Origin of the sequence: Skermanella mucosa (genome assembly GCF_016765655.2) — a bacterium.
Taxonomy (GTDB): domain Bacteria; phylum Pseudomonadota; class Alphaproteobacteria; order Azospirillales; family Azospirillaceae; genus Skermanella; species Skermanella mucosa.
Genome location: NZ_CP086106.1, coordinates 4,952,018 through 4,973,934 on the forward strand (window position 1 = coordinate 4,952,018; position 21,917 = coordinate 4,973,934).

General features: G+C 67.4%; 22 protein-coding genes and 1 tRNA gene. 17 read left to right on the forward strand and 6 right to left on the reverse strand.

From position 1 onward, the window contains the following. Window positions 1-119: 119 nt before the first annotated feature. On the forward strand, window positions 120-752 hold the full coding sequence (locus tag JL100_RS22990; protein WP_202681994.1) for a carbonic anhydrase: 633 nt from the start codon (window positions 120-122) through the stop codon (window positions 750-752). A 32-nt stretch (window positions 753-784) separates the two neighbouring features. On the opposite strand, the gene JL100_RS22995 is transcribed toward JL100_RS22990, so the two are convergent. After that, entirely contained in the window at window positions 785-1,237 is a 453-nt protein-coding gene (locus JL100_RS22995; protein WP_202681993.1) for an HAD family hydrolase, read from the reverse strand. On the opposite strand from JL100_RS22995, the gene JL100_RS23000 reads away from it, so the two are divergent. Beyond that, the gene (locus tag JL100_RS23000) at window positions 1,236-1,958 is read left to right on the forward strand and encodes a hypothetical protein (RefSeq protein WP_202681992.1); all 723 of its coding nucleotides are present in this window, start codon (window positions 1,236-1,238) and stop codon (window positions 1,956-1,958) included. The genes JL100_RS22995 and JL100_RS23000 overlap by 2 nt on opposite strands. 187 nt (window positions 1,959-2,145) lie before the next feature. Here the strand turns inward: JL100_RS23000 and JL100_RS23005 are convergent, their stop codons facing one another. Beyond that, window positions 2,146-4,200: a KAP family P-loop NTPase fold protein gene (locus JL100_RS23005; protein ID WP_202681991.1), complete on the reverse strand. Its 2,055-nt coding sequence runs from the start codon at window positions 4,198-4,200 to the stop codon at window positions 2,146-2,148. Between the two features lie 537 nt (window positions 4,201-4,737). On the opposite strand from JL100_RS23005, the gene JL100_RS23010 reads away from it, so the two are divergent. Next, window positions 4,738-5,307, forward strand: a complete 570-nt coding sequence (locus JL100_RS23010; RefSeq protein ID WP_202681990.1) for an alpha-ketoglutarate-dependent dioxygenase AlkB — start codon at window positions 4,738-4,740, stop codon at window positions 5,305-5,307. 120 nt (window positions 5,308-5,427) lie between these two features. Here JL100_RS23010 and JL100_RS23015 read toward each other — a convergent pair. Next, a tRNA-Ser gene (locus JL100_RS23015) sits at window positions 5,428-5,517 on the reverse strand. Window positions 5,518-5,894: 377 nt separating this feature from the next. Between JL100_RS23015 and rplU the strand changes: the two genes are divergently transcribed. From rplU to JL100_RS23085, 14 genes are all read left to right on the forward strand, one after another. Beyond that, the gene (gene rplU, locus JL100_RS23020; protein ID WP_201073604.1) at window positions 5,895-6,206 is read left to right on the forward strand and encodes a 50S ribosomal protein L21; all 312 of its coding nucleotides are present in this window, start codon (window positions 5,895-5,897) and stop codon (window positions 6,204-6,206) included. 54 nt (window positions 6,207-6,260) lie between these two features. After that, window positions 6,261-6,545 carry a 50S ribosomal protein L27 gene (rpmA, locus tag JL100_RS23025; protein WP_202681989.1) on the forward strand — a complete coding sequence of 95 codons (285 nt, stop codon included), beginning with the start codon at window positions 6,261-6,263 and terminating at the stop codon, window positions 6,543-6,545. A gap of 156 nt (window positions 6,546-6,701) precedes the next feature. Further along, window positions 6,702-7,850 (forward strand): GTPase ObgE, encoded by a 1,149-nt coding sequence (obgE, locus tag JL100_RS23030; RefSeq protein ID WP_202681988.1) that lies wholly within the window; start codon window positions 6,702-6,704, stop codon window positions 7,848-7,850. Then, window positions 7,840-9,042 (forward strand): glutamate 5-kinase, encoded by a 1,203-nt coding sequence (gene proB / locus JL100_RS23035; RefSeq protein ID WP_202681987.1) that lies wholly within the window; start codon window positions 7,840-7,842, stop codon window positions 9,040-9,042. The genes obgE and proB overlap by 11 nt, the downstream gene beginning before the upstream one ends. A 47-nt stretch (window positions 9,043-9,089) precedes the next feature. Continuing rightward, entirely contained in the window at window positions 9,090-9,740 is a 651-nt protein-coding gene (locus JL100_RS23040) for an HAD family hydrolase (protein WP_202681986.1), read from the forward strand. An 82-nt stretch (window positions 9,741-9,822) separates the two neighbouring features. Beyond that, window positions 9,823-11,061 carry a glutamate-5-semialdehyde dehydrogenase gene (locus JL100_RS23045; protein WP_202682055.1) on the forward strand — a complete coding sequence of 413 codons (1,239 nt, stop codon included), beginning with the start codon at window positions 9,823-9,825 and terminating at the stop codon, window positions 11,059-11,061. 46 nt (window positions 11,062-11,107) lie between these two features. Continuing rightward, window positions 11,108-11,749, forward strand: coding sequence for a nicotinate-nucleotide adenylyltransferase (locus tag JL100_RS23050; protein ID WP_202681985.1), 642 nt, complete (start codon window positions 11,108-11,110; stop codon window positions 11,747-11,749). Window positions 11,750-11,835: 86 nt separating this feature from the next. After that, the gene (gene rsfS / locus JL100_RS23055) at window positions 11,836-12,195 is read left to right on the forward strand and encodes a ribosome silencing factor (protein WP_228420854.1); all 360 of its coding nucleotides are present in this window, start codon (window positions 11,836-11,838) and stop codon (window positions 12,193-12,195) included. A gap of 90 nt (window positions 12,196-12,285) precedes the next feature. Further along, window positions 12,286-12,744: a 23S rRNA (pseudouridine(1915)-N(3))-methyltransferase RlmH gene (gene rlmH, locus JL100_RS23060; RefSeq protein WP_202681983.1), complete on the forward strand. Its 459-nt coding sequence runs from the start codon at window positions 12,286-12,288 to the stop codon at window positions 12,742-12,744. A gap of 77 nt (window positions 12,745-12,821) precedes the next feature. Continuing rightward, entirely contained in the window at window positions 12,822-14,399 is a 1,578-nt protein-coding gene (gene gpmI / locus JL100_RS23065; RefSeq protein WP_202681982.1) for a 2,3-bisphosphoglycerate-independent phosphoglycerate mutase, read from the forward strand. 4 nt (window positions 14,400-14,403) lie between these two features. Beyond that, window positions 14,404-15,723, forward strand: coding sequence for a murein hydrolase activator EnvC family protein (locus tag JL100_RS23070; RefSeq protein ID WP_202681981.1), 1,320 nt, complete (start codon window positions 14,404-14,406; stop codon window positions 15,721-15,723). After that, the gene (locus JL100_RS23075; RefSeq protein WP_202681980.1) at window positions 15,724-17,121 is read left to right on the forward strand and encodes a S41 family peptidase; all 1,398 of its coding nucleotides are present in this window, start codon (window positions 15,724-15,726) and stop codon (window positions 17,119-17,121) included. 16 nt (window positions 17,122-17,137) lie between these two features. Beyond that, the gene (locus JL100_RS23080) at window positions 17,138-18,439 is read left to right on the forward strand and encodes a divergent polysaccharide deacetylase family protein (protein ID WP_202681979.1); all 1,302 of its coding nucleotides are present in this window, start codon (window positions 17,138-17,140) and stop codon (window positions 18,437-18,439) included. Between the two features lie 27 nt (window positions 18,440-18,466). Further along, the gene (locus tag JL100_RS23085) at window positions 18,467-18,949 is read left to right on the forward strand and encodes an RNA pyrophosphohydrolase (RefSeq protein WP_202681978.1); all 483 of its coding nucleotides are present in this window, start codon (window positions 18,467-18,469) and stop codon (window positions 18,947-18,949) included. Here JL100_RS23085 and JL100_RS23090 read toward each other — a convergent pair. The 3 genes from JL100_RS23090 to JL100_RS23100 all read right to left on the reverse strand — a co-directional run bounded on the left by JL100_RS23090 (window position 18,930) and on the right by JL100_RS23100 (window position 21,820). Next, entirely contained in the window at window positions 18,930-20,177 is a 1,248-nt protein-coding gene (locus JL100_RS23090) for a sensor histidine kinase (protein WP_202681977.1), read from the reverse strand. The genes JL100_RS23085 and JL100_RS23090 overlap by 20 nt on opposite strands. A 141-nt stretch (window positions 20,178-20,318) precedes the next feature. Next, window positions 20,319-21,197 (reverse strand): transglutaminase family protein, encoded by an 879-nt coding sequence (locus tag JL100_RS23095; protein WP_202681976.1) that lies wholly within the window; start codon window positions 21,195-21,197, stop codon window positions 20,319-20,321. Between the two features lie 209 nt (window positions 21,198-21,406). Beyond that, the gene (locus tag JL100_RS23100; protein WP_202681975.1) at window positions 21,407-21,820 is read right to left on the reverse strand and encodes a phasin family protein; all 414 of its coding nucleotides are present in this window, start codon (window positions 21,818-21,820) and stop codon (window positions 21,407-21,409) included. Between the last annotated feature and the right edge of the window lie 97 nt (window positions 21,821-21,917).

Below are 21,917 nucleotides of genomic sequence, written 5' to 3' on the forward strand. Positions count from 1 at the left end.
GGCATTTCCTGCTCGCCGAAACTGGCGCGCGGCTTGCTTCGCGTTCGGCCCTGCCGTACCGCGGGCGCTGGGCATGGCGCGTCGGGATCACTGCTTGAACTTTCGTGGAGAGAGCCACCATGTCTTCCATCGATCGGCTTGTCGCCGGGTTCAGGGCGTTCCGTGTCTCGAACTTCGAGCACCGCCCCGAGTTGTTCGAGCAGCTTGTCAGCCGCGGACAGGCGCCCGAGGTGCTGATGATTGCCTGCTCGGATTCCCGGGTCGATCCGGCCCTGCTGCTCAATGCGCATCCGGGCGAGCTGTTCGTGGTGCGCAACGTCGCCAACCTCGTCCCGCCCTACGAGCCCGACGACCGGCACCACGGCACCAGCGCTGCGCTGGAATTCGCCGTTCGCGACCTGAAGGTCTCGCATATCGTGGTCCTGGGCCACTCCCGCTGCGGCGGCATGGCGGCGCTCCGCAACTCGGCCCTCGGCGAGCGGTCGGACCGCGAGTTCATAGCACCCTGGGTCTCCATCGCGCAGGAGGCCTGCCACTGCGCCGACTCCGAGGCCCTGGCCGGGCCGGACGGCGCCCGGCTGGTGGAGCAGGCGGCCATCAAGGTCTCGCTGGGCAACCTGATGACCTTCCCGTGGGTGCGCGACCGCGTCGACGCCGGCGAGCTTCAGCTCCACGGCTGGTGGTTCGACCTGGAGAAGGGCGAGCTGTGGGCCGTCACCAACGGCGCGGAGCCGCCGGCTCTCATCGCGTGAGCGGCGCCGGCCGGATCAGGAGCCGGGCCGTTTCAGAAACCCAGCCGCTTCAGGTCGGCGATCGAGCTGGCGGCGGCGGTGTGAAGGATGAAGACTCCGCCCGCCGCCTCCCAGGGCGCCCGCGTGCCGGCCCGGTCGTCCACCAGCACATGGCCCGGACCGGCGAAGCGCGCCTTGTCGCGCGTCATGCAGGTGATGACCGGAACGTCGGCGCCCAGCATGGCCGCGACCCAGCGGCGTTTCTGCTCCGGCGCCCAGTCGCCCATGGGCAGGCCGGTCAGGATCGTCGGCCCGTGGGGCTTGCAGAACTCCCACAGCACCTGGGCGTCGTGCATCATCTCCAGGGTTCCGTAGAAGTCGGGCGCCGTGGCGAGCGCCTGCCACATGCGCTTCAGCGGCAGCTGGTCGGGGCGCCTGCCGGTCACGGCCTCGACCCCGCGGTCGAAATCGGCCAGCACGCCGTCGAGATCCAGGAAAAGCTTCATGTCGGTCGTACCCAGGCTTGCGGGGGGTGGTCCGGAGCGCCGGGGAAGCGTCCGGCACGATCAGGAACATAGGCGGCCGGACGACGTCACGCTATTGTGGGACGGAAACTCCCGGGAGGACGTCATGCCGATCCGCACCGCCGCCAGAGCCGCCGCGATGGTCCTTGCTTACGCCGTCGCCGCCGGTGGAGCGGCGGCCCAGACCGCGCCGCCGATGGACCATGGCAGCCATCATGCGGGTCACCATGGCTCCATGGCAGCTCCGCCGGCCGGCGCGGCTCCGGCGATGCCAGGGCAGGACGCCTTCGGCGCGATCCAGGAGATCGTCCGGATCCTCGACGCCGATCCGGCCACCGACTGGTCCAGGGTGGACGTCGAAGCCTTGCGCCGGCACCTCGTCGACATGAACGAGGTCACTTTGAACGCGACGGCCGCAGCGACGCCGGTGGAAGGCGGAGCGCGCTATGAGGTTTCCGGCGAGGGCCGCACCCTGGAAGCGATCCGCCGCATGGTCCCCGCCCACGCCCGGGAGATCGACGGCATGGACGGCTGGACAGTCCTGGCGGAACCGTCGGAAACCGGCATGGTCCTGACCGCGACTGCCGCCGACCCCGGACAGGCCGCCCGGATCCGGGGACTCGGCTTCATCGGCATCATGGCCCAGGGCAGCCACCACCAGGCGCACCACCTCGCGATGGCCCGGGGAGGGTTCGGGCACTGAGCCATTCATCCCGATTTCCACCTCGGCTCGTGCATGACGGGCTGCGCGGGAATCCGCTGACCGAAGCCGAAGCGCGTTACCTTGCACCAGAAGGCATTGTCATTTCAGAATGACTCAACGCAAGCTGTCTCCGTCAGACTCGGTGCGGTTCAATATCGGTGCAGGCGAGTGCGTCATCTTATCGGCCCTAGTAATGATCAAGGGCTTTCTTTAGTGCCTCTCGCGCCGAGGGATCAAGCTGCTCACCCTTAGCTACTAGCACCTTATCAAAACGACGGAACAAGTCTTCCGTACCTGCGAAAAACTCAAAGTCGGCGTGGCCCATTAGGTAATTTCCTCCGCAACTCAGGATCGCGAAGCTGACCAGGGCGTCATCATCCGTGCGGAGCGCGTCAGCTAGCCAATCCCGACATTCGGCGTTCCACCGGCCGACCTCCTTCATAAGGAACAACGGCTCAACAGTGGGCAGCCGAGCAAGCAGATCACCGCGCGCATGATCTTTGTATGCTGCATCAGCGAGGCGCCCGGCGTAAGCACTAACGGCCTCTGGGGACAGGATGCACAGATGATTTTCCCCTTTGCTCTTGCCATACAGGCCATACCCGAAGAAATGATGGCGAAGGATGGAAGTGGCGAAGGCGTAGTGACGGCGAGCGATCAGCTCCTCAAGAACAGCTGGAATATGCTGCGCCAGCTTGGTTGAATTGCCCTTTATATGTCGAAGTAAGACATCCTTAAAGGCTCGAGACATCTCGGGAATTCCATCAAACCGGGTCAGCCATCGTGGTTCAATGGGTTCAAGGAAGGAGCCAATACTGCGCCAAGTTCGGCATGGGTCCGGATCTTCCATCCCATGGTAGAGTTCGTGCAAGCGATCCACCAAGGAAGGCAGGCGATCATCCGCGATTCGTTGCCGGAGATCGGCCGTCATTGCCACTTCATCAAGGGTCAGGAATGCCTGGACATCCTTACGGGACACCCCTCCGGGAAGTAGGCCGAGACGCAAGACGGTTACCAATGGACGGCGATAGCGAATAGTATCTTCGGGAACCTCGCCGTGTATTATATTTTCACCGGTGAAGTGTGGGAAAAGGAACTTGAGGATTGGAACAATAACATCTGTGGGCATAACACCAAACGATTTTAGTTTCTCTTCCCGACTGACGTCACGGTTTTGGAGGTAGATGTTCATGGCCCGTGTTGCGAGTGGGTCAACCACCACTTCATCGGGCCGACGTCGCAGTTGATCGACGAACTGGGGTGCTTTAGTGAGTAGAATGCAGTAGCCGAGAAGGTCCACCCACTCAACCTCGCCCTGCACCATTGGCGCCAGCACTGTGTAAGAGCCGACCATCCGTCTCACATCTCGCGGCGTCTCGATGATATTGCCAAGCGCGACATCCATCAGCATGGCGAAACGCGCGTCTTTGGACCAGTCCCGAGGCAGTCCTCCTTCACCCGAAAGTGCAGCCAATTCCGTCAGCATGAGTTCCCGCATCTCTACATCGAGCGAGACGGGCAACGGGACCTGCAACTGAACGATTTTCTCCAGGTACGCATTGCCACGCTCACCACCACCGAGCGCATGAATGACACGCTCGCGGTCGTATGCGAGCAAATACGACAGGCCGGGAAAGTCTGCGACGGCGCGCACCAACTGCGCGACGGCGCGAACCTCGACATCTTCGACGCGATCGAGTTCGTCAATCAGCACGACGATTGGCACCTCGACACCAGCAAGAGAGGTGATAAGGTCACTCCGTTGACTGGACAAGCTTTCCGTGCGATCAAAGGTTTGGCCGAGGGATTTCAGTGCCTCTCGTAGCCCTGGGATGGGCAGGCCGAGAAGTGCGGAAGCAGGAGCCAAATCGGCAGCATACTTTGCCAAGCGACCAGCAAGTTGAGTGGCCACTTTGCCGACCTGCGGGTTATTCGTTCCCACTTCCTTTATGCGTGCCAGCATCTCCTCGAAGAATTGGGTGATCAAGTCGTCGCGCTTGGAAACCAACCAAGGGTCGAACCGCACGACCACGGCGGCTGGATAACGAAGCTCGATCTCCGCCTGCATCAAGTTGAGCAGGGAAGACTTGCCGCTGCCCCAAGGGCCGGTGATGCCGACTACTACGCCGCGAGCATGACCGGTGGAATCGATGAGCGCATCGCAAAGGCGGCCGATGAACGGGCCACGTTCGAGGCGGTCGTGATCGGGGGAGGTGATCGGACGTTCCGAGCGCGTGGCCATCTATACCCCAAAGGAAGGATAAATTTATCCAATAGTTAGAGGTATAGGTCACCACAATCAATCGTAAACAGGTGCAGCGCTTGGATCTCGGGTGAACAACAAGTTATACCCTTTCCGCCCGAGAAGTTTTCTCATGGCGATATAAGGGAAGTGCGGGAATCATCGATTCGGCAAAGGCGTGAGTGCTCGTTTGAAAAATCATGGATGGGCGACTCTTCTGAGCATGAGTGCGCCCATGGCAAGGTATGTCATGCCGCCCGATACATCCTCAGCGCGAAATCGACCATCTCGTTGGGTCATCCGCGTATCGAGATCTCGCCATCCTCAAAGCGCAGCAATGCGCAACACTGTTACAGGTTAGTTTACGATGCGGTAATGTCCCGGCAATCAAATCAACGAGGGATTTATCGCCGCAGTTGGTCAAAGCCATACGCGTGCCAACAACAATGACGAAGGCAGCGCCTTGAAGGAACATCGATCGTTTGAAACATGGGTTTTCCAGCCATGAGGCCCGATGTTTGCGGACCACTCCCCTTCGTGGAAGAGGTGCCGGTTCCGGGGCTCACCCTGATCGACGACTGGATCGGCAAGTCGGATGAAGATCAATTGCTGGGTTTGGTTGACGCTGGCAATTGGCGAAACGACCTTAAACGCCGGGTGCAGCACTTCGGCTATCGCTATGACTATCGCGCCCGCTCGGTTTCGCTCGCGGACCACCTGGGGCCGTTGCCGGGTTGGTTGGCCATGCTCGCCGGGCGCCTTGTCGACGGAGGCGCGTTCTCCAAACCGCCTGATCAGGTCATCATCAACGAGTACCTGCCGGGCCAGGGTATTTCAGCGCATATCGACTGCGTTCCGTGTTTCGGCGAGACCATCGCCATCCTCAGCCTTGGCGGTTCGACCGTCATGAAATTCCAGTGCTCCGCCAACGGCGCGGGGAGGGAATTGACGCTGCCGAATTGCAGTCTGCTGACGCTGATGGGGCCAGCGCGCTACGACTGGCTTCATGCGATCCCCGCAAGAATGTCCGACGTAATCGACGGCGTGAAAACGCCGCGCATCCGGCGGGTGTCCCTTACTTTCCGTTCAGTCAATATCGCCGCTTGAGCGTAAACTTGGTGGAGTCGTTTCAATGTGCCCCCGCCAGGGGAGCCGCATCTACGGTATCTTGCGGATTTATGCGCGACAGCGCGGAAAGGGCCGCATTCGCACGTAGTCATGCGCAAATGGCGGACGGGGTGGGATTCGAACCCACGGTACCCTTGCAGGTACGCCGCATTTCGAGTGCGGTGCCTTCAACCACTCGACCACCCGTCCGACGCAGCAGCTTCAACCACCGTCTGGCGGCGAAGCGGCGCGGAAACTAGCGTATGGAGCCGGCCTCCGCAAGGCCATCTTTGCTCTCGCGGAGCAATATCAGGCGAGGCTGTCAGGAGCACGTCCCGCCGGTCCGGCAAGCCCATGCAGGTATCGCCGATCCATTGATCGCCGCACCGGCCCGCGATCGAGCGCCGCACGGCCGACGGATAACATACTCTCTCTTTCAAGAGTTCATCCGCCCCCGCGGAATCCGCAATCCCCCTGTTGACTCTCCCCTGCCGATGAGTATAGTCGCCGCTCCTTACCAGCGGGCTCAAATCTCGGACGAGGTTTGTCGTGCCCGTAGTTTGTATTCAGATACGGCAGTGGCAAACATGTTCGCAGTGATCCGCACCGGCGGCAAGCAGTACAAAGTCGCCAACGGCGACGTGATCAAGGTCGAGAAACTGGCCGGCGAGGCTGGCGCTTCCATCAACTTCGACGAAGTCCTGATGGTCAGCGATGCCGGCAACACGACGGTCGGCACCCCCCTGGTCGCAGGGGCTGCGGTCACCGCCGAAGTCATCGCCCAGGATCGCGGTCCGAAGATCATCGTCTTCAAGAAGAAGCGTCGCCAGAACTACCGGCGCAAGAACGGGCACCGTCAGGACCTGACCGTGCTGCGCATCACCGGGATCAGCGCGTAACCCGCGCTCGATATCCCTGTTCGGTACGATCCTGGCCCATAGGAGTTCAGAGCAATGGCACATAAAAAGGCAGGCGGTAGCTCCCGCAACGGTCGCGACAGCGCCGGCCGTCGTCTTGGCGTCAAGAAGTACGGCGGCGAGAGCGTCATCGCCGGCAACATCATCGTGCGCCAGCGCGGCACCCAGTTCCATCCCGGCGCCAACGTGGGCGTCGGCAAGGACCACACCCTGTTCGCCCTCGTCGAGGGGCAGGTCAGCTTCCGCAAGTCGATCGCCGGCCGGACCTTCGTCTCGGTGAACGGTAACAAGGCCGAAGAAGTGCCGGCGGCCGCCGAGTAACGGCGCCCCAGCATCCTGCGGTCAGGAACTGGATAATCGGGGGGTCGGTTCAGCCGTCCCCCCGATTTTCGTTTGGGCTCCCCCTACCCTCGCCGGACTGCGCTCCCCACCTCCCGCAGATGACGTCTTCCGCTGACATATGTTGACATCCGAGCCATGAAATTCCTCGATCAAGCCAAGGTATACCTGAAGAGCGGTGACGGCGGGCCCGGCATCGTCGCCTTCCGGCGCGAGAAGTTCATCGAGTTCGGCGGGCCGGACGGCGGCGACGGCGGCAAGGGCGGCGACGTGATCATCGAGGCGGTCGAGGGGCTCAACACCCTGATCGACTACCGCTACCAGCAGCATTTCAAGGCGCCGCGCGGCGGCCACGGGATGGGCCGCGACCGGTCGGGCGCCAAGGGCGAGGACATCGTGCTGCGCGTCCCCGTCGGGACCCAGGTGCTCGACGACGACCAGGAGACCGTCCTGGCCGACATGGTCGAGGTCGGGCAGCGCGTCGTGCTGCTGCGCGGCGGCGACGGCGGGTTCGGCAACGCTCACTACAAGTCCTCGACCAACCGCGCGCCGCGCCAGAGTCATCCCGGCTGGCCGGGTGAGGAGCGCTGGGTCTGGCTGCGGCTGAAGCTGATCGCCGACGCGGGCCTCGTGGGCCTGCCCAACGCCGGCAAGTCGACCTTCCTGGCCGCCTCGTCGCGCGCCAGGCCCAAGATCGCCGACTATCCCTTCACCACGCTCCAGCCCAACCTCGGCGTCGTCTATGTCGGCGAGGAGGAGTTCGTGCTGGCCGACATTCCCGGCCTGATCGAGGGCGCCCACGAGGGCTCCGGCCTGGGCGACCGCTTCCTCGGCCATGTGGAGCGCACCCGCGTGCTGCTCCACCTGATCGACGGCACCCAGGAGGACGTGGCCGAGGCCTACGCGGTGATCCGCGGCGAGCTGGAGGCCTATGGCCACGGCCTCGCCGAGAAGCAGGAGATCATCGGCCTCAACAAGTGCGACAGCTTGTACGACGAGGAGATCGCGGAGAAGAAGGCGATCCTCGAGGAGGTCGCGGGCGCCCCGGTCATGGTGCTGTCCGGCGCCACCGGTACCGGCGTTCAGCCCGTCCTGTTCGAACTGCTCCGCGGGATCAAGGACGCGCGCGAGGAGGAGGCCGAGGAGGCCGCCCCCGGACGGCGCCACCCGGTCCCGGTCCACCACGGCGAACGCACCCTGTCGGAACCCGGCCGGGAGCCGGGCGGGAAAGACCCCCGAGACCTCGCCGACGATGATCTGGACGACGAAGACGATCATGCCGACTGACCTGGCCGCCGCCAACGCCAACGCCAACACCGCCGCCACCGCCGAAGAGACCTCCGCCGGCCGGGTCCCCACCCTGCGCGACGCGCGGCGGCTGATCGTCAAGATCGGCTCGGCCCTGCTGGTGGACGAGACCACCGGCAAGGTCCGGCGCGACTGGCTGGACGCCATGGCCGACGACGTTGCGGCGTGCAGGGCGCGCGGCCAGGAAGTCATCATCGTCTCGTCCGGCGCCATCGCCGTCGGGCGCGAGCATCTGGGCCTGATCGGCCGCCCCCTGCGGCTGGAGGAGAAGCAGGCCGCCGCGGCGACCGGGCAGATCCGGCTGGCCCACGCCTACCAGGAGACGCTGGCTCGCCACGAGGTGACCGTCGCCCAGATCCTGCTGACCCTGGACGACACCGAGGAGCGGCGCCGCCACCTCAACGCCCGCAGCACCATCGACACCCTGCTGAAGCTGGGCGCGGTGCCGGTGATCAACGAGAACGACACGGTCGCCACGTCGGAGATCCGGTTCGGCGACAACGACCGGCTGGCCGCCCGCGTGGCCCAGATGGTCAGCGCCGATACGCTGGTGCTGCTGTCCGACATCGACGGGCTCTACACCGCCGACCCGCGCCGCGACCCCACGGCCACCCTGATCCCCGAGGTCCGGGAACTGACGCCCGAGATCGAGGGCATGGCCGGCGAGCCGCCGCCGGGATACAGCTCCGGCGGGATGGTCACCAAAATCGCCGCCGCCCGGATCGCGCTGGCGGCGGGCTGCCGCATGGTGATCGCCAAGGGCAAGCGGATGAACGCGCTGTCGGCCCTCGACGCGCCCGCCGCCGGGGGCGGCGCCCCCTGCACCTGGTTCCTGCCCGGGGCCGAACCCAGGACCGCCCGCAAGCGCTGGATCGCCGGGCACCTCAACGCCCGCGGCACGCTGGTGGTCGATGCCGGCGCCGCCGCCGCGCTCGCCCGCGGCAGCAGCCTGCTGCCGGCCGGGGTGGTCTCGGTCGACGGCGACTTCCAGCGCGGCGACGCCGTGGTGGTCCGCGCCTCGGACGGGCGCGAGCTGGCCCGGGGCCTGACCGCCTACGCGGCCGACGACGCCCGCCTGATCATGGGCCACCACAGCCAGGACACCGCCGACATCCTGGGCTACCAGGGCCGTACCGAGATGATCCACCGCGACGACCTGGTACTCTCCTGACAGGTCCTTTCCTGACACGCACTCCGCCCGATAATCCGGAACACCCGATGATAAGAGCCGTCCTCTGGGACATCGACGGCACGTTGCTGGACAGCGAGCCCCATCACTTCAAGTCCTTCGTCGCGGTCTGCGAGAGCCACGGCCACACCCTGGCGAAGGCCGACTACGACCGCCTGCTGGGCCGCTCCATGGCGGAGGTCTACGCCCTGCTGAACGCCGTCCAGCCGCTGCCGCTGGACCTGCCGGAATTCGCCGCCGCCTGCTCCGACCACTACGTCACCCATGTGGCCGACGTGCCGCCGCGCCCCGGCGCTCTGGAGAAGGTCGCCGACCTCGCGGGCGCGGGCATCGCCCAGGCCTGCGTGTCGAACAGCGCCCGGCGCGTCGTCGAGGCGAACATGGCCGTCATCGCCATGCCCGAGGCGCTGGGCTTCGCCCTGTCGCGCGACGACGTGACCCGGGGCAAGCCCGACCCGGAACCGTACCTGCGCGCAGCCGAGCGGCTGGGCTTGCCGCCGGACGCCTGCGTCGCGGTGGAGGACAGCCCGATCGGCGCCCGCGCCGCCAAGGCGGCCGGCATGGTCACCATCGCCTGGCCGCAGCACCGGACGCTCGAATTCGACACGGTGGACCGGATCGTCGGGCGACTGGACGAGATCGACTGGACAGCCCTTCTCCGGGACCGGAAAATCACCTAAAGTCCCGCCCCCAACGAACCGAGACCGGGAGTAAGCCGCCGTGACCGCCGTCAAGCACACCGTCGATCCCTTGCAGGGGGAAATGCAGCAGTTGGGGCGCGCCGCGCGCGCCGCGGCGGCGGTGCTTGCCCAGGCCCCGACCGAGCGGAAGGACGCGGCGCTGCGCGCGGCGGCCGCCGCGATCCGGGAACGGTCCGCCGCGATCCTGGAGGCCAACGCCCGCGACGTCGCCAATGCCGGCGCGCGCGGCATGGCGTCCGCCCTGATCGACCGGCTGAAGCTGGACGGGGCGCGGGTGGAGGGCATCGCCAAGGGCCTGGAGGACGTGGCCGCCCTGCCCGACCCGATCGGCACCGCCATGGCGGAGTGGGACCGGCCCAACGGGCTGAGGATCGCCCGCGTCCGGGTGCCGCTGGGAGTCATCGGCATCGTCTACGAGAGCCGCCCCAACGTCACCGCCGACGCCGGCGGGCTGTGCCTGAAGTCGGGCAACGCCTGCATCCTGCGCGGCGGCTCCGACAGCTTCGAATCTTCCCGCGCCATCATCGCCTGCATGCGCGACGGCCTGCACGCCGCCGGCCTGCCCGAGGACGCGATCCAGCTGGTGCCGACCACCGACAGGGCCGCCGTCGGCATCATGCTGACCATGGTGGACGACATCGACGTGATCATCCCGCGCGGCGGCAAGTCCCTTATCGAGCGGGTCGCGGCGGAGAGCCGGATCCCCGTGATCAAGCATCTCGACGGCATCTGCCACGTCTATGTGGACGCCGCGGCCGATCCGGCGAAGGCGCGCGACATCGTGCTGAACGCCAAGATGCGCCGCACCTCCGTCTGCGGTGCCGCCGAGACGCTGCTGGTGGACCGTTCCGTTTCCGAAACCGTCCTGCCCGCCGTCCTGGACGCCCTGATCGCGGCCGGCTGCGAAGTTCGCGGCGACGAGGCGACCCGGAGGATCGACGGACGCGCCGTCCCGGCAACATCCGCCGACTGGGACACGGAATATCTGGACGCGATCATCTCGGTCCGGGTGGTGGACGGCGTCGAGGCCGCGATCGAGCACGTCAACCGCCACGGCTCGCACCATACCGACAGCATCGTGACCGAGGACGCGACGGCGGCCGAGAAGTTCCTGAACCAGGTGGACAGCGCCATCGTGCTGCTGAACGCCTCGACCCAGTTCGCCGACGGCGGGGAGTTCGGCATGGGGGCGGAGATCGGCATCTCCACCGGCAAGCTCCATGCCCGCGGCCCCGTCGGCGCCGAGCAGCTGACCAGCTACAAGTACCAGGTCCGCGGCACCGGGCAGATCCGCCCATGATCGGGAGCATGACCGGCATTCCGGCCGAGGGGAGCCCGGGCCCGGCGTGACGAGGGTGACACTCTACGGTGGCCGGACCTGGGCCGGCCGGCGGGTCGGCCTGCTCGGCGGGTCGTTCAACCCGGCCCACGAAGGCCACCGCCACATCAGCCTGCTGGCGCTCAAGCTGCTCGACCTGGACTATGTCTGGTGGCTGGTCAGCCCGCAGAACCCGCTGAAATCGACCCGCGGCATGGCGTCGCTGGAAGAGCGGCTGGCCGGCGGACGGCTGGTCGCCCGGCACCCGCGGATCATCGTCACCGACGTGGAGTGCGCGCTGGAAACCCGCTTCACGGCGGAGACCCTGGCCGGGCTGCACCGGTACTTCCCGCGGACCCGGTTCGTCTGGCTGATGGGGGCCGACAACCTGACGCAAATCCCGCGCTGGCAGAACTGGACGCGAATCTTTAACGGGACACCCGTTGCAGTCTTCAGTCGTCCTCCATATTCTTTAAGTGCGTTGCACGGCCAAGCCGCGCAACGCTACAGGTGTCGCCGGGTCGGCCAGGCCCGGGCCCGGGGGCTCGCGGAAATGCAGCCGCCGGCCTGGGTGTTTTTCCAGAACCCGTTGCATCCGGCATCGGCGACGGAAATCCGGAAGCGTCGCGCGCAAGCGGCGGCGGCTTCCGGCGGTCAACCGGTTCAATAGAGGTGAAAGCCATAGCTACGTTCATGCAACAGACCCCCGAGAACGGGTCGAATTCCCAACAGCTCCGCCCTGTGGAACTCTCCCACATGGACCTGCCCAGGCAGCTGAGCGATCTGGTCGTCAAGTCGCTGGACGACGACAAGGCCGAGGACATCGTCGTGATCGACCTCGCCGGCAAAACCACCATCGCGGACTACATGGTCGTGGCATCGGGCCGCTCGACGCGGCAGGTCGGCGCCATGGCCGAGCATCTGCGCGAGAAGCTGAAGGTCGCCGGGGCCGCCGCCGTCGAGATCGAGGGCCTGCCGCAGGCGGACTGGGTCCTGATCGATGCCGGCGACGTCATCGTCCACCTGTTCCGGCCCGAGGTCCGCAGCTTCTACAACATCGAGAAGATGTGGGGCATCGAGCCGCCGGCGGCGCGCCAGGACATGCTGTACGCCTGACCGGCAGGCTTGGACGGATCGGTCCCGTGCGGAACGGCCCCGTTCGGAACGGCCCCGTTCGGAACGGTTCGGCACTGAAAAGGTAGGCCCATGAAGATCTGGCTCGCCGCCGTCGGGCGGGCGCGGGCCGGGGCGGCGCGCGACCTGTACGAGGAGTACGCCCGGCGGATGACCTGGCCGCTCGTCCTCAAGGAGGTCGAGTCGAAGAAGCGCGTGCCGCCCGACGAGCTGAAACGCCTGGAAGCCGACCTGCTGCTGTCGGCCGTCCCCAATGCTGCCATGATCGTGGCGCTGGATGAGCGCGGTGCGGCCCTGTCGAGCGAGCGCTTCGCCGAGAAGCTGGGCGGCTGGCGGGACACGGGAGTCGGCGACGTCGCCTTCCTGATCGGCGGGGCGGACGGCCATGGCGAGGCGGTGGCGAAGCGGGCGGACCTGATGCTGGCGCTGGGTCCCATGACCTGGCCCCACCTGATGGTGCGCGCCATGCTGGCGGAGCAATTGTACAGGGCGCAACAGATTCTGGCGGGACACCCTTATCATCGTGCATAAACTGTCCGTTGGGTCCGGCCTGTTCCACGGCTGCCGAAACGGATCCTTTACCAAACTGGGATAGTGCTATGTCCGCCATGACCGATACCAAACGCCCCCGCCCCGTCGTCCTTTGCGTTCTCGATGGCTGGGGCTATCGCGAGGATCCGGCGGACAACGCCGTGGCGCAGGCCCATACCCCCGTGTTCGACCGGCTTTGGCAGTCCTGTCCCCGCGCCTTCCTCCACGCGTCGGAGGAGGATGTCGGATTGCCCAGGGGCCAGATCGGCAACTCCGAGGTCGGCCACATGAATCTCGGCGCCGGGCGGGTCGTGTTCCAGGACCTGCCGATGATCGACAAGGCGATCGCCGAGGGCGAGCTGGAGCATAACCCCGCGCTGAACGGCCTGATCGACGCGCTGAAGGCCTCGGGCGGCTCCTGCCACCTGATGGGCCTGCTGTCCCCCGGCGGCGTCCACAGCCACCAGTCCCATTTCACCGCCCTTTGCAAGGCGCTCAGCGCCGCCGGCGTGCCGGTCGTGATCCACGGCTTCCTGGACGGCCGCGACGTGCCGCCGCGCAGCGCCCGCGAACAGGTCGGCGAGTTCCTGAAGTCGATCGAGGGCGTGCCCGGCATCCGCTTCGGCACCATCGACGGCCGCTACTACGCCATGGACCGCGACAAGCGCTGGGAACGCGTGGAGCGGGCCTACAACGCGATGGTCGCCGCCCAGGGCCTGGAGGCGCCGGACCCGCTGAACGCCATCGACGCCGCCTACGCGGCGGACACCGGCGACGAGTTCGTCCTGCCCACGGTGATCGACGGCTATACCGGCATGAAGGACGGCGACGGCGTCCTGATGGTCAATTTCCGCGCCGACCGCGCGCGGGAGATCCTGACCGCCCTGCTGGACCCCGCCTTCAAGGGCTTCGACCGGCGCAACCCGATCCGGTTCGCCGCCGCCGCCGGCATGGTCGAATATTCGGCCGAGCTGAACCAATATCTGAGCGCGATCTTCCCGCCGAAGGAGCTGACCAACGTCCTGGGCAAGGTCGTGTCCGACGCCGGGCTGACCCAGCTTCGCATGGCCGAGACCGAGAAGTACCCGCACGTGACCTTCTTCTTCAACGGCGGGGAAGAGAAGGTCTATCCGGGCGAGGAGCGCATCATGGTGCCCTCCCCCAAGGTCGCCACATACGACCTCCAGCCCGAGATGTCGGCGCCCGAGCTGGCGGACAAGGCGGTCGAGGCGGTCGGGACCGGCAAGTTCGACATGCTGGTGATCAACTTCGCCAACCCCGACATGGTCGGCCATTCCGGCATCCTGGAAGCCGCGGTCAAGGCCGTCGAGGCGGTGGACGCGTGCCTGGGCCGCCTGGTCGACGCCGTCGCGGCGCAGGGCGGAGCCCTGCTGGTCACCGCCGACCACGGCAACTGCGAGATGATGCGCGACCCGGTCACCGGCGGCCCGCACACCGCCCATACGCTCAACCTGGTGCCGCTGATGCTGGTCAACGGGCCGGCCGACGCGGCGGGGCTGGCCGACGGCAAGCTGGCCGACATCGCGCCCACCATGCTCGACCTGATGAAGCTGCCGCAGCCGGCCGAGATGACCGGACGGTCGCTGATCCGCCGGGACTCGGCGGGCCGCGCGACAGATCGCGCGGTGGAGTAGACGCATGCGGAGGGCGGCATTGGCGGCGGCTGCCCTCCTCGGCGCCGCGGGCGGTTTCGGCGGGCCTTCCGGGCAACCTGCCTGGGCGCAGGCCGACCCCCGCGCGTCCCAGCGCGCGCTGACCGAGATCGAACGACAGATCGAGGCGGGCCGGCAGCGGGACGCGGCGCTCGCCCGCTCGGGCGAGGCGCTGGAGCGGGAGCTGGAAGGCCTCCGCACCCGGCTGGTCCAGACCGCCGACGAAGCCGCCCTGCTGGAAACCGAGCTGACCGGGCTGGAGGAGACGCTCCGCGCCCTGGAGGCGGAGGAGACAGCCCAGGCCGGCAAGCTCGACGCCGACAAGGCCAGCATCGCCGAACTGCTCGGCGGGTTGCAGCGGCTGTCGCGGATCCCGCCCGAAGCCATGATCGCCCGCCCGGAATCGCCGGTCGACACGCTCCGCAGCGCGCTGCTGCTGCGCTCCGCCGTGCCGATCCTGCGCGAACGGGCGGAGGCGCTGGCCCTGTCCCTGCAAAGGCTGGCCGACCTGCGCGCCGACCTGGCGGCCCGCCGCGCCCAGGCGCAGGACGCCCGCACGGCGCTGGCGGCCCGCCAGGACGAAATCGCCAAGCTGGTCGAGCGCCGGCAGGAGCTTCAGCAGCAGACCGAGGCGGAACGCCGGCAGGTCGCGGACCGGATGGCCCGGCTGGGCAACGAGGCGCAGGATCTGCGCGGCCTGATCGAGCGGCTGGAGCGCGAGGCCGAGCAGCGCCGGCGCGAGGAGCAGCGCCGCAAGGCCGAGGCGCTCGCCCGGGCCAAGGCCGAACGGGAGAAGGCGGAGCGCGAGCAGGCCGCCCGCGCGGCGGCCGCCGCCGCGGAGCGGGAGCGCGAGATCGCCGCCTCGATCACGCCGCCGACCCCGCCCGATCGTCCGGACGGCGGGCCAGGGGACGGGGCATCGCGCCTGCCGGTGGCGGGCCAGATCACCACCCGCTACGGCGAGGCGGACAAGTTCGGCGTGACCAGCCGCGGGCTGACGGTCTCGGCCCGGCCGGGCGCCCAGGTGGTGGCACCGTCGTCCGGATCGATCATGTTCGCCGGGCCGTTCCGGGGCTACGGCCTCATCTTGATCGTTGAACATCCGAATGGATACCATAGTCTTATCGCAGGACTGGGCCGTATCGACACCAAGGTCGGCCAGCGCGTGCTGGCGGGCGAACCCTTGGGCGTGATGGGTAGCCCGGCGGACGGCGATCCCGATCTCTATTTCGAGCTGCGACGGAACGGCCAACCCATCAACCCGCAGCGCGGCCTCCCCGCTTCCGATGGGAAAGGACAAGGTTAGATGATGAAAACGATCAGTGCTGCCGCCCTGGCGGGCATATTATTCCTGGCGCCGGCTTGTGCGATCGCCGAGACCAACACCTCGGAAACATACAGGCAGCTCAACCTCTTCGGCGACGTGTTCGAGCGCGTCCGGTCCGAGTATGTGGAGCCGGTCACCGACGAGCAACTGATCGAGACGGCCATCAACGGCATGCTGACCTCGCTGGACCCGCATTCCAGCTACCTGAACCGCAAGAGCTTCCAGGACATGCAGGTGCAGACCCGGGGCGAGTTCGGCGGGCTCGGCATCGAGGTCACCATGGAGAACGGCCTGATCAAGGTCGTCTCGCCGATCGACGAGACGCCGGCCTTCCGCGCCGGTCTCCAGCCGGGCGACCTGATCACGCACCTGGACGGCGAGGCGATCTCCGGCATGAGCCTGGCCGACGCGGTCGAGAAGATGCGCGGGCCCGTCGGCAGCGACATCAAGGTGACGATCCGGCGGGGCGAGGGCTCCGAGCCGTTCGACGTCAGCATCACCCGCGACACCATCAAGATCCAGTCCGTCCGCTACCGCGAGGAGGGGGATGTCGGCTATATCCGCATCACCACCTTCAACGAGCAGACCCAGATGGGCCTGGAGCGGGCGGTCGAACGCCTGGAGAAGGACCTGGGCAACAAGCTGACCGGCTACGTGATCGACCTGCGGAATAACCCGGGCGGGCTGCTCGACCAGGCGATCTCGGTGTCCGACAGCTTCCTGGACAAGGGCGAGATCGTCTCGACCCGGGGCCGCAAGCCGGAGGACGGGCAGCGCTACAATTCCAAGGCGGGCGACCTCGCCAAGGGCAAGCCCATCGTGGTCCTGATCAACGGCGGCTCGGCATCGGCGTCGGAGATCGTCGCCGGCGCGCTCCAGGACCACCGCCGGGCGATCGTGCTGGGCACCCAGTCCTTCGGCAAGGGCTCGGTCCAGACCATCATCCCCCTGCCCGGCCACGGCGCCATGCGCCTGACCACCGCGCGCTACTACACGCCGTCGGGCCGCTCCATCCAGGCGCTCGGCATCAGCCCGGACATCGAGGTCCAGCCCGCGCGGGTCGAAGAGATCCAGCAGGGGCTGCGCCGCCGGGAGTCCGACCTGCGCGGCGCGCTGCGGAACGACACCGTGACCGGCGGCCAGCAGGGGCAGCCCGCTCCCCAGGCGGCTCCGCCCACCCCGGCCCCCGGCACCCCGGCTCCCGCCACGCCGGCACCCGGTCCCGGCGCGCAGGGGGCGCCCCAGGGGACGCAGCAGGGCGAGAACGGCGACGCGGCGGCGGCCGCCGGGGCCAACGACCAGTTCGACTACCAGCTCGCCCGGGCGCTCGACCTGATCCGCGGCGTTTCGCTGTTCAACACCCGCGCCGTCAACTGAGGCCCGCGCACCCCCGATGGCAACCGCCGCCAAACAGGCTCCGTCCAAGGACAAGGCTCCCAAGGCCAAAGCCAAGGTCAAGGTCGCCATCGACATCGCCGCCATCCGCCGCGCCGTGGCCCAGGCCTTTGCCAAGCTGAAGCCGCGGCGGCGGAAGGCGGCCGGACCGGTGGTCGACGGCGAACGGACGCTGTCGACCGAGATCGACACCGGCGTCGAGCGCAACCTGGTCACCCGGCGCATCCGGACGGCAGCATTGGCGGCGAAGGCGACGGCGAAGTCGCGCAACGGCCGCCGGATCGCGGCGGTCGTCGCGATCCTTCTTCCCGTCCTGCTGGCCGGCGGGACGGCGGCCTGGCTGGTGGACGGGGCCGAGGAGACCGAGCGGGAACTGGAGGCGGCGGTACCCCGCATCGTCGTTCCCGTCCTGGCGCCGGACAGCGGCGGCGTGATCCAGGCCGAGCCGGCCAAGGCGGCGCCGGCCTCCGTCAACTCGCCCTACGACCCGGTCCCGATGGTGCCGGCGCCGGCGGCCGGACTGATCGAGGACTCGCCGCGCGGTCCGCTGCCCCGGATCGCGTCGGACGGCAGGACGCCGTGGCAAACCTATGCCCGGCCCTTCTTCCACGACGACAAGCGCCCGCGCATCGCCCTGGTGGTCGGTCCGCTGGGGATCTCGTCCAACGCGACGCTGCGGGCGATCGAGGGGCTGCCGGGCGCCGTCACCCTGGCCTTCTCCAGCACCGCCGGGCAGCTCGGCACCTGGGTGGACCAGGCGCGCCGGCTGGGACACGAGGTGATGCTGGACCTGCCGGCCGAACCGGCGGATTTCCCGCGCAACGATCCCGGCCCCGGCGCCCTGCTGGTCTCGCTCGACGGCGACCGCAACCAGCAGAGGCTGCTGGGATCGCTCGGGCGGGTATCCGGCTATGTCGGCGTCCTGTCCCTGTCGGGCACCCGCTTCACGGGCGCCCCCGACAGCGTCCGCCCGATGCTGGCGGAGGTCAACCGGCGCGGCCTGATGTTCCTGGACGCCCGCGCCGGTGCCCGCAGCATCGCCGCGCGGGAGGCGACCCGGATCGGCCTGCCCCGGGCCATCGCCGACACGCTGGTCGACGAGGTTCCCTCCCGGTCCGCGATAGAGGCCCGCCTGCGCCTGCTGGAGGAAGCGGCGCGGCTGGACGGCGCCGCAGTGGGCATCGCCCAGCCCTACCCGGTCACGCTGGACCAGCTCGGCGAATGGATCAAGACGCTGGAGGGGAAAGGCATCGTGCTGGCCCCCATCACGGCACTCGTCAACAAGCAGGCCGACCGGTAAACCGTCCGGCAGGAAGACACCCACCCCATGAGCAAAGCGGACAAGCTGCCCTACCGCCCCTGCGTCGGCATCATGCTGGTCAATGCAGGCGGCAAGGTCTTCGTCGGCCGGCGGCTCGACACCCCCGACGCTTGGCAGATGCCCCAGGGCGGCATCGATCCCGGCGAAACCCCGCGCGAGGCCGCTCTCCGCGAGCTGGTCGAGGAGATCGGCACCGGAGCCGCCGAGGTCGTCGCCGAGACGGCGGGCTGGCTGCGCTACGACCTGCCGCCCCACCTGATCGGCAAGGTCTGGAAGGGCAAGTACCGCGGGCAGGAGCAGAAATGGATCCTGGCCCGCTTCACCGGAACCGACGGCGACATCGACCTCGCCACCGACCATCCGGAGTTCGACGCCTGGCAGTGGGTCGAACCGGACCGCCTCGCCGACCTGATCGTCCCCTTCAAGCGGCCGATCTACGAGGCGGTGGTGGCGGAGTTCCGGACCCTGCTCACGCCTCTACCGGACTGACCACGCGCGTTTCCAGGCGTTCGGCGGGGAAGTAGAGGGTGACCGTGGTGCCATGGCCGGAGACGCTGTCGATGCGCAGCCGGCCGCCATGCAGCTCGACCAGCCGCCGGGTCAGGGGAAGTCCCAGCCCCGTGCCCTTCTGGCGGCGGTTCATGGCGTTGTCGATCTGGCTGAACGGCTCCATAGCCCTGACCTGCTCGTCGGGACTCATCCCGATCCCGGTATCCGAGACGGCGACGGCCAGCCCGCCCTCCTCGGTCAGGACCGCGGAAACCGTCACGCCGCCGCCGGCCGGCGTGAACTTGACCGCATTGGAGACCAGGTTCAGGACCATCTGGCGCAGCTTGCGCTCGTCTCCCCACAGCGGCGGCAGCGGCGCCGGGACTTCCGCCCGGAGGGTGACGCCGCCGCGCTGCGCCAGCTCGGCGACGATCCTGACGCTGGACCCCACGATGGACCGGACATCGACCCTGCCCTCGCTCAGTTCCAGCCGGTTCGCCTCGGCTTTGGACAGGTCGAGCAGATCGTTGATCAGGTCGAGCAGATGGTGGCCGCTGACACGGATATCCGCCGCGTATTCCGCATAGCGCTCGTTGCCCAGCGGCCCGAACACCTCCGACTCGATCAGCTCGGCGAACCCGATCACCGCGTTCAGCGGCGTGCGCAACTCATGGCTCATGTTCGCCAGGAAGCTGCTCTTGGCGGAGTTGGCCGCCTCGGCCGCCTTGCGGGCCTCGTCCAGCTCGCGGTTCTTGGCCCGCGCCTGCTCGACCGACCTGCCCATCAGAGCCAGCGCCGTCGCGATCCCGCGATACTCGCCCCCCTCCGTGATGATGAAGCCGCTGACCAGCGCCCCGGGCTTGTCGTGGGCGATACGCTGGCTGACCTCGTCCAGGCTGAGGTCGGCGTCGACGACCAGCGGCAGGCGGTCCATGAGGAGGGAAATCGGCCGGCGCTCGTACAGGTCGCGCAGCAGCGGCTTGGCGAAGGTCGCGTACAGGTCCGGCCGGGCGATCATTCCGACCACCGCGCCGCGATTCACCACGGCCAGCCCCGGCCATTCCGGATGGTCGGCGAAGGTGTCGTAGACCCGCGTGCAATGCACCAGCGGATCGATCGACGGCAGCGGGATGACAAGATCCCCGGCCCTGAAGCCGCCTTCCGCGGGCGTCGCCCTGTTCGGTCCTGGCAAGCGGTAGCTGCGCGGCACGGGCGCACATGCAGACATGTCGTCTTGCCTCGAAATTTCAGGGAATGACACCCCGCAATATAGCGGAGGTGCATGACGGATTTTTGACGGTCCGGTTTCACTGCCCGCAAAAGATTTCGTGGCCGACGGTTCTTCCCGGCCTGATGATCGGCCGACGGGCTACTCGGAGGTGACCGTCACCTCGACCTCCATGCCCAGGAAGTCCTCCGCCTCGCCGAACCAGTCGCCGGTCAGGGGAACCGCCTGGGCGGGGTCGCGGGTGACGGCGACGCGGATAAGGCCGGCGCCGCCCACGATGCCGTTGGTCGGGTCGAACTCGACCCATCCGGCACCCGGCAGGTAGATCTGGACCCAGGCATGGGTGGCCCCGCCGCCGACGCGGCTCTCGGGATCGCCGTCGACCGCCGGGTCGTAGAGATATCCGGAAACGAAGCGGGCGGCGAAGCCCAGCGTGCGGGCCGCCTCCATCATCAGGAGGGCGAAGTCGCGGCAGGTGCCGGACCGCGACTCCAGGGTCTCCGCCGGGCTCTGGGTCCCGACGGCGACCCGCGCCTTATAGGTGAAGCTTTCCTTGATGGTGCCGGTCATGGCGACCAGCATCTCCTGGGTCTCCGTCGGGCCGTCGGTCCGGATGAACTGCTTGGCCCATTCGTCGACCAGATGGTCCGGATCGGGGAAATGCCGCTCCGTCGTGCGCCCGAGATCCGGGATCTCCGCGGCCGAGTAGGAGAAAGGATAGGTCTTCGCGTAGTCCTCGATCGGGAAGTCGGGATTGGAAAGGCCGAAATGGTCAAGCCGGATGAAGCTCTCGAACCGCAGTTCGGTCGCGGTCTGGTCGAAGGAGGCGATGGCGATCGAGTTGCCGAAAACGTCGTGCATCCAGCGGATGTCGGTCGGCGGTGGGCTGATCATCATCCTGGTTTCGAGCAGCCGCATGTCGTGACTGTCGCGCGGCCTGAACATCAGGCGGTGCTCCCCGAAGCTCACCGGCGCCGAGTAGCGGTATACGGTCACGTGCTTTACGTTCAGGACGGTCATCGTCGTCACCTTTGCCGGCACCCGAAGGGCACGGGCGCGGCATCAACGCAACGACCGACCAAAGGTTCCCACCCGCCCCGACGCCGACAGGGCACGCTGGAATCGGGGCACGCTGGAATCGAACAAGGCCGCGGCGGTGCCGGCGCGGCCTGGACGACCCGATGGCGTTGATCCGGCGCGGCAGCGGTCCCGCCGCCGCGCCCGCGATCTCAGGCGGCCTTGGAGACCGTCAGCGCCTTCAGTTCGGCGACGCTTTCCTGGGTACGGGAGCTGATGACCGAATAGGCTTCCCGGCCGCCCTTGGCGGCGATCTCCGACAGTTCGCGGACCTGCGCGCTGACCTTGTCGGCCGTGGTCTTCGCCAGTTCCGCCTGCATGTTCAGGGTGGCCGGCAGATCCTTGACCGCCAGGACGGCCTTGGCGCTCTCCGCGGAATCCTTCAGGTTGGCCTCGGCGATCTCGACCTGACGCTTGATCAGGGACTGGGCCGTATCGGCGAAAATCCTGCCGACCTTGACCATGGCTTCGAAATTGCGGTTCTGCGCATCGATCAGCGCCTTGACGTCGACATTCGGAATTTGGCCATTGAACAGCTTGCCGAAGTCGAAATTGTTCTGGGACATCTGTTGGAACTCCAATAGTTTCATTCTTGTTGCACCGCAGCAAACTGATGTAGCTTTTATAAATGCCGTTCCGATGCTTTGCCAACATGGAATCGCA